7 protein-coding genes and 4 pseudogenes are annotated in these 10,099 nt (G+C 31.4%); 10 read left to right on the forward strand and 1 reads right to left on the reverse strand.

From position 1 onward, the window contains the following. The 10 genes and pseudogenes from PW5551_RS10175 to hisC form a co-directional block, all read left to right on the forward strand. Positions 1-348: pseudogene (locus PW5551_RS10175) on the forward strand (hypothetical protein); the annotation flags it as partial. 649 nt (positions 349-997) lie between these two features. Continuing rightward, positions 998-1,783, forward strand: a complete 786-nt coding sequence (locus tag PW5551_RS05255) for an ATP phosphoribosyltransferase regulatory subunit (RefSeq protein ID WP_113074748.1) — start codon at positions 998-1,000, stop codon at positions 1,781-1,783. A 5-nt stretch (positions 1,784-1,788) separates the two neighbouring features. Then, a complete protein-coding gene (gene hisG / locus PW5551_RS05260) occupies positions 1,789-2,406 on the forward strand; it encodes an ATP phosphoribosyltransferase (protein WP_113074753.1) in 618 nt (205 codons plus the stop codon). A 32-nt stretch (positions 2,407-2,438) separates the two neighbouring features. Next, complete coding sequence (gene hisD, locus PW5551_RS05265) at positions 2,439-3,566, forward strand: histidinol dehydrogenase (protein WP_113074749.1); 1,128 nt, start codon at positions 2,439-2,441, stop codon at positions 3,564-3,566. Then, the gene (hisB, locus tag PW5551_RS05270) at positions 3,563-4,099 is read left to right on the forward strand and encodes an imidazoleglycerol-phosphate dehydratase HisB (protein ID WP_113074750.1); all 537 of its coding nucleotides are present in this window, start codon (positions 3,563-3,565) and stop codon (positions 4,097-4,099) included. The genes hisD and hisB overlap by 4 nt, the downstream gene beginning before the upstream one ends. A gap of 10 nt (positions 4,100-4,109) precedes the next feature. Then, on the forward strand, positions 4,110-4,700 hold the full coding sequence (gene hisH, locus PW5551_RS05275) for an imidazole glycerol phosphate synthase subunit HisH (protein ID WP_113074751.1): 591 nt from the start codon (positions 4,110-4,112) through the stop codon (positions 4,698-4,700). Between the two features lies 1 nt (position 4,701). Further along, a pseudogene (gene hisA / locus PW5551_RS05280) lies at positions 4,702-5,437 on the forward strand (1-(5-phosphoribosyl)-5-((5-phosphoribosylamino)methylideneamino)imidazole-4-carboxamide isomerase). Next, positions 5,406-6,164 (forward strand): imidazole glycerol phosphate synthase subunit HisF, encoded by a 759-nt coding sequence (hisF, locus tag PW5551_RS05285; RefSeq protein WP_113074752.1) that lies wholly within the window; start codon positions 5,406-5,408, stop codon positions 6,162-6,164. Before hisA ends, hisF begins: the two are co-directional and overlap by 32 nt. Continuing rightward, positions 6,151-6,780 (forward strand): annotated as a pseudogene (gene hisIE, locus PW5551_RS10810) (bifunctional phosphoribosyl-AMP cyclohydrolase/phosphoribosyl-ATP diphosphatase HisIE); the annotation flags it as partial. The gene hisF and the pseudogene hisIE, both read left to right, overlap by 14 nt. A 60-nt stretch (positions 6,781-6,840) precedes the next feature. Continuing rightward, a pseudogene (gene hisC, locus PW5551_RS10815) lies at positions 6,841-7,878 on the forward strand (histidinol-phosphate transaminase); the annotation flags it as partial. A 527-nt stretch (positions 7,879-8,405) separates the two neighbouring features. Here the strand turns inward: hisC and pruA are convergent. Continuing rightward, the gene (pruA, locus tag PW5551_RS05295) at positions 8,406-10,010 is read right to left on the reverse strand and encodes an L-glutamate gamma-semialdehyde dehydrogenase (protein ID WP_113074755.1); all 1,605 of its coding nucleotides are present in this window, start codon (positions 10,008-10,010) and stop codon (positions 8,406-8,408) included. Positions 10,011-10,099: the final 89 nt, after the last annotated feature.

Consider the following 10,099-nt stretch of genomic DNA (forward strand, 5'->3'; position numbering starts at 1 on the left):
TTCAAAGAAGACATAGAAGAATTCAAAGAGATAGAAGAAATGGAGGTGCCAAAAATGTTTGACACGTTAGAAAAGATAGCTAAAAGAGATAGAGAAGAAGCGATGAGGGAAGGAATTGAAAAAGGCAAAGAAGAGGGTAAACTGGAAGGAAAGAGAGAAGGTAAGCTGGAAGGAGAGCTAGAAGGAAAGAAAGAATTAGTATTAGAAATATTAAACCAAAGATTTGGAGAAGAATTCAATAAAGAGTTAGAAGAAAAAATAAAGAAAGCAAGCGAAGAAGAGATTAATAAGATAAAGAAAAATATTTTGAAAATGACCCTTAACGAATTAAAAGAAATTCTGAAATAAAAGTATAAAACTTTCTAAATAAGTATTAATTTACCTCTTGTTGCAAAAGATTTAGGTTTAATTCCCCTCTTGAGAGGTATGTGGGTTTAAATTCCCCTTCACAGAAGGGGAATTTTACTTTCAAAACCAAAACCATAGACGAACTAAAAGAAATTTTGAAATAAAAGTATAAGACATCTTAAATTGACCGTTAGTTCCCCTTTTTGAAGTGGAATGACGGAGCCTTCCGGTTAGTTCCATATCAAATGCCTCCGATTTTCCTTGCCCCCTTAAAAAGAGTCAAGGCTATGATATCATTTCAAAGATATCTAATTATGATCTAACCAATTGTTTTCACGGACAAATAATATGATCTAACGCGTTTTGTTGACATATATTCAAAATTATGGTAAAATTTCTTTGATAAATTAAGTTTTTTAATGATGGAGTTGTAAGTATGGTTTGTTTAACAAATGGAAAGGTCGAAAAATTAATTATAAAATTCAATAGACATCATCATACATGGCGTGGCCGCGGCAATTCATGCCATGTATGTTGTTGCTAAAAATACTGCATACAAGGCAAGATATAATAACCGGTCACGTTTAAAACGTGGCCGGTTTTTGTTTTTAATAGTCTAAAAATAAAAAAACAATGGAAGGAGTAAAAAATGAAAAGAGATATTTTTGCAGAATCAAAAAAGCTGTCCAACATAGTAAGTGAAATCAGAAAAACATTGATTCAAAAGAATTTTTATGAGTTTTTTCCTCCAGCAATAGTAAATTATAATGAAAAGATGAAAAAAGGTTTTAAGTTTGCTGACGGTAAAAATTTTTATCTTTTAAAACCGGATGTTACATCTTGGCTTATTGAAATGGATAAGGTGAAAGATGAAGAAAGAATTTTTTATGTTTCTGAAGTTCTCACAGATAATTTATCCAGTAGTTGGCAATTAGGGTTTGAAATTCTAAATGGTGAACAGATAAAAATCGAAGAAGAGATTATTAATCTAACCATTGATATACTTTCTAAATTAGGAATAAAGAATTTTTTTATCGATGTTAGTTCTATAAAGTGTTGGGAAGATATATTAGAAAGTGTTCCTGATTTTAAAGAAAAGATATTGAGAGCAATAGAGTTAAGAAACTTTGAAATAATTGAAAATCTGCCTCTAGATCAAAAGATAAAAAATACGGTTGGAGATCTTTTTAATTTTAGAGGGAAAGAGACGAATTTACCTAAGTTAAATAAGATAATAAAAGAAATTAATGATTCTAGAATTTTTGTTGATCTCGGAACTATAAAATATATGGATTATTATGAAGATATTGTATTTGAAATTTATTCTCCTGATAATGGGTATCTATTAGGTAATGGAGGTCAGTATCAGGTAAACGGTAAATATTCTTGCGGTATGGCTTTGAATCTAGATGTAATAAGGGAGATGAAAAGATGAGTGAAATATCTATCGCATTACCTTCTGGGAGGTTATTAAAAGATAGTAAATTATTTTTAGAAAAGATAGGTATAAGAGTAAAAGAAGCTTCTAATAGAGAGCTTATTTCTTCTGAAAACGGCTATATGTTTTATTTTCCAAGAGTATTTGATGTTCCTGTTTATGTAGAGAATGGAGTGGATTTAGGTATATGTGGAAGTGATGTAGTTTTAGAACGAAATAACGATGTCTATGTCCCAATTGAACTTCCTTTTGGTAAATGTCGAATGAGTATCATTCTACCAGAAGAGAAAATAGTACCTTTAGAAAATATGGAAGGTTATAGAATAGCGACAAAATACCCAGAAATCACAAAGAATTTTTTCAACGAAAAAGGATTCAATGTTAAAGTTTTAAAATTGAATGGTGCTGTAGAGTTGGCAGCAAAAACGAGAATAGCAGATGCTATAGTAGATATCGTTGATACAGGGAACACAATTAAAGCTAATAATTTAAAAGAAGTATATAAGATGATGGATATTTCCGCGGTTTTATTGGTAAATAGAATCACTCAAAAAACAAAGTTTGATTTTATTAACGATCTTATCAAAAAGGCAAAGGATTATAAAAATAATATTATGTAAATAAAAATAGCTTAAAGGGGGTAAAAGATTATATGAATCTTCAGCAGTATGTTTCGGAGATTTTAGAAGAAGTAAAAGAAAACGGAGTTGATGCAGTAAAAAAGTATTCAAAGCAGTTTGATAATTACGATGGAGATTTTACTTTAAAAGATGAAGAATGGGATATTGATGAACAGATATCTACCGAAGATAAAGAGATTATTGATAAGATAATTGAAAGATTACAAATTTACCACTCCAAACAGTTGAAAGAAGATATTTTTTATTCTAACGATTATGGATCTAAATATGGGCTAATTCAAAGACCTATAAACAGGATTGGAATATACGTCCCAGGCGGGAAGCCTCTACCTTCAAGTTTATTGATGGTGGCTGTTCCAGCGAAAATAGCAGGTGTTAGGGAAATAGCAATAACTTCTTCTCCTAAGGATGGAAAGATAAATCCATATATAATATATATAGCTAAAGTATTAGGGATAAAAGAGGTATATAAGATTGGTGGTATACAGGCAATCGCTGCTATGAGTTATGGAATAGGGATGAAAAAGGTAGATAAGATATATGGTCCTGGAAATCAATATGTGAACGAGGCTAAAAGGCAAGTTTTTGGAGAAGTTGGAATAGATAGTTTGGCAGGTCCTTCAGAGATATGTGTTATAGCAGATGAAACAGCAAATAAAGAGTATGTATTAAACGATTTACTTTCTCAGCTTGAACATGGACATGAATCAAAATCTTTTCTTGTAACAACTTCAAAGGAAATATATGATTTTTGTGATCAAGAAGGTGTAGAAAGATATCTATACGGTACTATAGAAGAGTGTGCAGATAAAACCAATGAAATAGCTCCGGAACATTTAGAAATAATAACCAAAGAACCCGAGAAAGTAGTTCCTTTGATTCAAAATGCAGGGGCTATATATTTAGGTGAATACACACCTGTTCCATCAGCAGATTATTTTTTGGGAGTGAACCATGTTTTACCTACTGGAAAGGCTGCAAGGTTTTCTTCTGTGCTTAATGTATCCGATTTTATTAAACAGATATCTATTGCTAAAGTAACAAGAGAAGAGTTATTGAAAGAAAGATATTTAGGGATAAGATTAGCTGAAGTTGAAGGAATGAATCAACACAAAAGGTCTATGGAGGTGAGAGAATGAGAAGAAAAACGGATGAAACAGATATTGAAATCAATTATTCAAAGGAATTATCAGTAGATACAAAAGATCCTGTGCTAAACCATCTTTTAAAAACGTTGTTTTATTATATGGAGAAAACGGTTATGGTAAAAGCTGAATTTGATTTAAAGCATCATCTTTGGGAAGACATGGGTATTAGTGTAGGTCAATTTTTAAAAGAAGAAATTAAGGATAAGAGTATTAAAAGGTTTGGAAGTTGTATTTTGCCTATGGATGATGCACTTGTTCTTGTTTCAATAGATATTTCGAGGGCCTATACCAACATAGATTTGGAATTAAAAGATTTGGAAGCAGGGTTTGATTTAGGGAATTTCAAAGAATTTATTTATGGATTATCAAGGAATCTTTCTGCAACTATCCACATCAAACAACTTAACGGTGAAAATGCTCACCATATCATCGAAGCTTCCTTTAAAGCTTTGGGGAATTCTTTAAAGCAGGCCTTAGAAGAAAGCCCGAAACGTGAAAGCACAAATAGAGTTTACGAAGTCTAGAGGTGAAAAAATGGAAAAAATAGTAATATTGGATGGTGGGGTAGGGAATTTCTCTAACGTTCAAAAAGCTGTGGATGGAATAATATCCAATAAAGTTGAGGATATAAAAAAGGCGGATAAGCTTATTTTTCCTGGAGTAGGTTCTTTTGGTGTGGTATCTAAAAGTATTATTCCATTAAAAGATTATATCTTAGAACATATTGACAAAGGGAAACCGCTTTTAGGAATATGCTTAGGGATGCAATTACTTTTTCAAAGTAGTGAGGAAGATTCCGGAAAAGGATTAGCTTACCTTCCAGGAAAAGTAGTTAAGTTTAAAAAGATGAAAGTTCCTCATATTGGTTGGAACGATATTGAGATTGTAGAAAAATCTGAAATATTTAAAGGCATTCAAAGTGGAAGTTACTTTTACTTTGTTCACTCATACTATGTAGTTACCGAAGATAAATATATCACATCTTATACCGAATATGAAAGTAGAGGTAGGTTATGCAGATTTGTATCAAGTGTTCAAAAAGATAACGTATTTGGTGTTCAATTTCATCCTGAAAAATCTAGTAATAACGGGATAAAACTATTAGAAAACTTTAAGAGTTTGTGATATGGAGGTGAAAAAGATAATAAAAATAATACCTGCGATTGATTTAATGGATAAAAAAGTAGTTAGACTTTACAAAGGCGAAAAAGGCAATGTTAAAACTTATGGTGATCCAATTGAGATAGCTAAAAAATTTGCAAAATATGTTGACTTAATTCATATTGTGGATTTAGATGGAGCCTTTGAAGGAGTACCTAAAAACTTGGATATAGTAAGAGAAATTATTAAAGAAACTGGAATGAAAGTAGAAGTGGGCGGGGGATTTAGAACTTTTGAAAGTATAAAAAAGGCTAATGAAATGGGAGCTGAATATATAATAGTAGGGACAGCGGCTTTTGATTTAGAATTTTTAAAAGAAATAACTGGTTCTTTCTCAAATATAACTATTAGTTTAGATGCAAAAAATGGGTTATTAAAAACACAAGGTTGGTTAGTTGAAGAAAAAGTAGTAGTAAAAAAGGCTTTTGATATATTTAAAAATTACACTAATAGGTTTGTATATACTGATACAAGTAAAGATGGTACTTTAGAAGGAATATCTCCAAATATCGAAAAGTTTTGGGATAACGAAGAAATTATCTATGCAGGCGGAGTTACAAGCGTAGAAGATTTAAAGGGGTTGGAAAGTTTAGGTTTTAAGGGAGCAATTATAGGGAAGGCAATTTATGAAGGTAAAATAAATTTAGAAGAACTGGTAGGTGAATAAAGTTGTTAACAAAAAGAATAATAGCGGCACTTGATATAAAGGAAGCAAGGGTTGTAAAAGGGGTAAAGTTTGAAAATATTAAGGATGCAGGTGACCCCATAGAACTTGCAAAAAAGTATGAAAAAGATGGAGTTGACGAAATAGTTTTTTTAGATATAACTGCTTCAAAGGAAAAAAGAAAGATCATCAAAGATCTTGTTGAGAAGATAGCAAAACATCTTTTTATACCCTTTACTGTAGGGGGAGGATTAAACACTGTTCAAGAGATGTTAGAGGTTATAAAAAGTGGTGCAGATAAGGTGTTTATAAATACTGCAGCTGTGGAAAATCCAGATTTGATAAAAGATTCTTCAAAAATTATCGGAAGTTCTAATGTTGTGGTAGCGATCGATGCAAAAAAAGATCCTGAGACGAAAAAATACATTGTTTACACACATGGAGGAAGTAAGAAAACTGAATTAGAAGCTATATCCTGGGCAAAAAAATGTCAAGAACTTGGGGCGGGAGAATTACTCGTCACATCTATGGATACTGATGGTGTAAAAGAAGGTTATGATCTAGAATTAATAAAAAATATTGCTGAAAATGTTGAGATCCCAGTTGTAGCATCTGGTGGAGCAGGTAATGTAAGAGATTTTTACGATGTTTTTCAAGTAGGAGCTGATGCTGCATTGGCAGCTTCAATATTTCATTATGGAACTTATACCGCCAAACAATTAAAAGAAGAATTAAAGGAGATGGGAATTAATGTCAGGCTATAATGAAGAATTAATAGATAAGATCGATTGGGAAAAGAATAATGGTTTAATTCCAGTTATAGTTCAAAATACAGATGGTGAGGTCCTAACTCTAGGATATATGAATAAAGAAGCCTTAAATAAAACTTTAGAGACAAAACTCACTCACTACTATTCAAGAAGTAAAAATAGGATCAGGATGAAAGGTGAAACAAGTGGAAATTATCAAAAATTAAAAGAAATTTATATAGACTGCGATAACGACACTTTACTTTTAAAAGTAGAACAAATTGGAGCGGCTTGTCATTTAGGAACAAAGAGTTGTTTTAGAGAAGTGAAAAAAATAAACGATATAAAGGAATCTAGTATCGATTATTCTCTTGATATACTAAATGAATTAAAAGAAGTTATAAAAGATAGAAAAACTAATCCTAAGGAAGGATCCTACACTAATTATTTGTTTTCAGAAGGAAAAGAAAAAATTTATAAAAAATTTGGAGAAGAAGCGGTTGAAGTCTTGGTTGCTTCAAGTAGAGAAAGAATAATATATGAAACGGCAGATATGATATATCACCTCCTCGTTTTGTTAGCTTACGAAGATATTGAATTGGGAGAGGTAATGCAAGAAATTAAAAAAAAGACACTCCCCAAAAAAGGAGGAGAAAGAAAATTGAAATTCAATCCCATTTTGGATAATTTTCCTGAGTATAAGCCTTCTTCTATCAAACTTTCAAGCAATGTTATTGACTTAAGTAAAAACGAGAATCCATTTGATTTACCTATAGATATTAAAAAAATTTTTTTTGACAAGATAAATAAAACAAATTTAAATAGATATCCAGATCTTACCTCTGAAAACATAAGAGAAAAAATCGCTAATTTTTTGAATAATTATTTTAAACAATTCAATTTACAATTAAATAGGAATAATATAGTAGTAGGAAACGGTAGTGATGAATTAATATCATACCTTGTAAAGATCTTCAGTGGAAGTAAAAATATCGTGTTTTATCCTACTTTTGAGATGTATGAATTTTATTCTACTTTGAATAATATTTCCATAGAAAAAGTACCTTTGAATGAAGATTTTGAAATTAAAGATGCAGATAAATATGTAAATAACGATACAAGAATGGTTTTCATATGTTCTCCAAATAATCCAACGGGGAACCTTCAGCCTGAAAGGGAGATTTTAAAAGTATTGAAAACAGGAGTCCCTATAGTTGTTGATGAAGCTTATGCCGATTTTTCCAAAACAAGTATGATTAAGTATTTAAATGAATATTCGAACCTCATAATATTAAAAACATTTTCAAAAGCTTTTGGACTTGCAGGGATAAGAGCCGGTGTTTTGATCGCTAATGAGGCAATTGTCAAGCAACTTATGAAAATAAAATCACCCTATAGTTTTAACATATTAACTGAAAAAATGGTTGAAACAATAATAGAAAATTATAGTTATGTTTTAAAAACGATTGATTATATCATAGATGAAAGGGAATATTTAGCAAAAGAATTAAAAAAGTTAGCATTAAAAAGCGATGCCAACTTTATATTATTAGATTTTGATAAAATATCAGGGATAGACTCCGAAAATGTATATGAATATTTTTCTAAAAATAATATAATTTTGCGTAAGTATTCGAACATGTTAGAAAATAAAATTAGGGTAACCGTTGGAACAAAAACAGAAAACCAAAGGTTTTTATCCCTATTTAAAAAGTTAGTGAATATATAAGATTTATATTCTTATTTTTCTTGAACCTTGAAAAGAAAGAATAAAAGGAAAAATATTATTGGTATTAATAATTGCCAACTTTTAGCCATAAAAGGCGTTAAGATTAAAGAAATTGCATAGAATAAATATGAAAAAAGAACCAAAAAATTCCCCTTCTTTGATATGATACCTCCAAAGTAGACACGCAATTAATAAAAATTACCAAACTGCTTTGGAGGTTTAATTCCCCTCTTGAGAGGGGTGGATTCGCTGAAAGCGAAGACAGGGTGTGGTACATATAATTTGCTAAAAGCAAATTAAAGAGAGACTACCCCGTCTGCAGCACTAAAACGCTGCATCCACCCCTTCGAGGAAGGGGAATAAAACCGCCAGAAAAAACTCGGATGCCTGGCTCCTGTTGAGTTCAGAAACCAAGCATCCAATTGTATATAGTTTTTTATTAATTTTTGTGTCTACTTGACATGGGGCAGTTCATTAAGAGGAGAATTTTTAACTATATTAACCTATCTCAGATATGGAATTAACTTTTATTCCTCTTTCATAAAAGGATATTTAAAATCTTCTGGGGGAATAAAATTTTCTTTAATGGTTCTTATTGAAACCCATTTTAAAAGGTTTACCGCACTTCCTGCTTTATCGTTCGTTCCAGATGATCTTGCTCCTCCAAAAGGTTGTTGAGCAACCACCGCTCCTGTGGGTTTATCATTTATATAAAAGTTTCCTGCAGCATTCACTAAAATTTTTTCTGCTTTGATAATTGCTTTTCTATCTTGAGCAAAAATTGCTCCAGTTAGTCCATAAGGAGACGTTTCATCGGATAGTTTTAGTGTTTCTTCATATTCTTTCGAATCATAAACATATATCGTCAATACAGGACCAAATATTTCTTCTTGCATAGTTTTGAATTTAGGATTAGAGGTTAAAATTACTGTCGGTTCTATATAATAACCAACTGAGTCATCGCATTTTCCTCCGAAGATGATTTCAGCATCACTACTATTTTTAGCAAATTCAATATAACTTTTTATTTTATCGAACGCTCCTTTATCAATAACTGCATTCATAAAATTAGTGAAATCTTCTGGTGTTCCCATTTTAATTTCTTTCAAATCGCTGATCAATTTTTCCCTTACGGTCGTCCAAATATTATTGGGAATATAAGCTCTTGATACAGCAGAACATTTTTGCCCTTGATACTCGAACGCACCTCTAACAAGTGCTGTTACAAGAGGTTCTATTTTGGATGATTCATGAGCTACTATAAAATCTTTACCTCCAGTTTCCCCTACAATTCTTGGATAAGATTTGTAATTTTCGATATTGTTTCCAATATTTTGCCACATCTTTTGGAAGGTGGAATTTGAACCAGTGAAATGTAATCCTGCGAAATTTGAATCATTTAAAACTAAATCCCCTATCTTTGAACCAGGCGCAGGTATAAAGTTTATAACTCCATCAGGTAGCCCTGCTTCTTGCAGGAGTTTCATAAAAAAGTAAGCAGAATATACCGCTGATGAAGCAGGTTTCCACAAAACTGTATTACCCATAATAGCTGGCGCGGTGGGTAAGTTACCAGCAATGGAAGTAAAATTAAAAGGTGTGACAGAAAAAATAAATCCTTCTAAAGGTCTGTACTCTAATCTATTCCAACTGCCCTTTACCGATTTTGGCTGATCCATATATATTTTTGTTGCATAATAAGAGTTAAATCGTAAGAAATCTATTAGTTCACAAGCTGAATCTATTTCGGCTTGAAATACGTTTTTACTTTGAGCAAGCATGGTAGCTGCATTTAATGTAGGTCGCCATGAAGTAGACAATAAATCGGCAGCTTTCTTAAATATAGATAGCCTATCAACCCATGAAAATTCATTCCATATTTTTTTTGCTTCTAACGCACTTTCTATAGCCATTTTTATCTCTTTTTCTCCAGCTTTGTGATACTCTGCTAATATGTGTTGATGATCATGAGGCATTATACATTTTCCAAGATCACCAGTCTTTATTTCTTTTCCACCTATTATCAGCGGTATTTCTATTTTTTGATTTTTAAGATCCGCAAGTTTTCTTTTTAATTCTTCTTTCTCCTTACTTCCCGGTTCATAATTTAAAATTGGTTCATTTTGAGGCATTTCAAAAATTGGTATTGTGTTATTCAAAATTATCTCCTCCTCGTATAATATTAAATTGAGAAACACATTTTTTCTTGGTTCTAAGATAG

The sequence above is a fragment of the Petrotoga sp. 9PW.55.5.1 genome, assembly GCF_003265365.1.
In the GTDB taxonomy this organism is placed as follows: Bacteria; Thermotogota; Thermotogae; order Petrotogales; family Petrotogaceae; genus Petrotoga.

Coding starts and splice junctions, on each gene's coding strand:
- PW5551_RS05255 (WP_113074748.1), top strand. CDS start 998: ATGAAAAGAGATATTTTTGCAGAATCAAAAAAGCTGTCCAACATAGTA.
- hisD (WP_113074749.1), top strand. CDS start 2,439: ATGAATCTTCAGCAGTATGTTTCGGAGATTTTAGAAGAAGTAAAAGAA.
- hisB (WP_113074750.1), top strand. CDS start 3,563: ATGAGAAGAAAAACGGATGAAACAGATATTGAAATCAATTATTCAAAG.
- hisH (WP_113074751.1), top strand. CDS start 4,110: ATGGAAAAAATAGTAATATTGGATGGTGGGGTAGGGAATTTCTCTAAC.
- pruA (WP_113074755.1), bottom strand. CDS start 10,010: ATGCCTCAAAATGAACCAATTTTAAATTATGAACCGGGAAGTAAGGAG.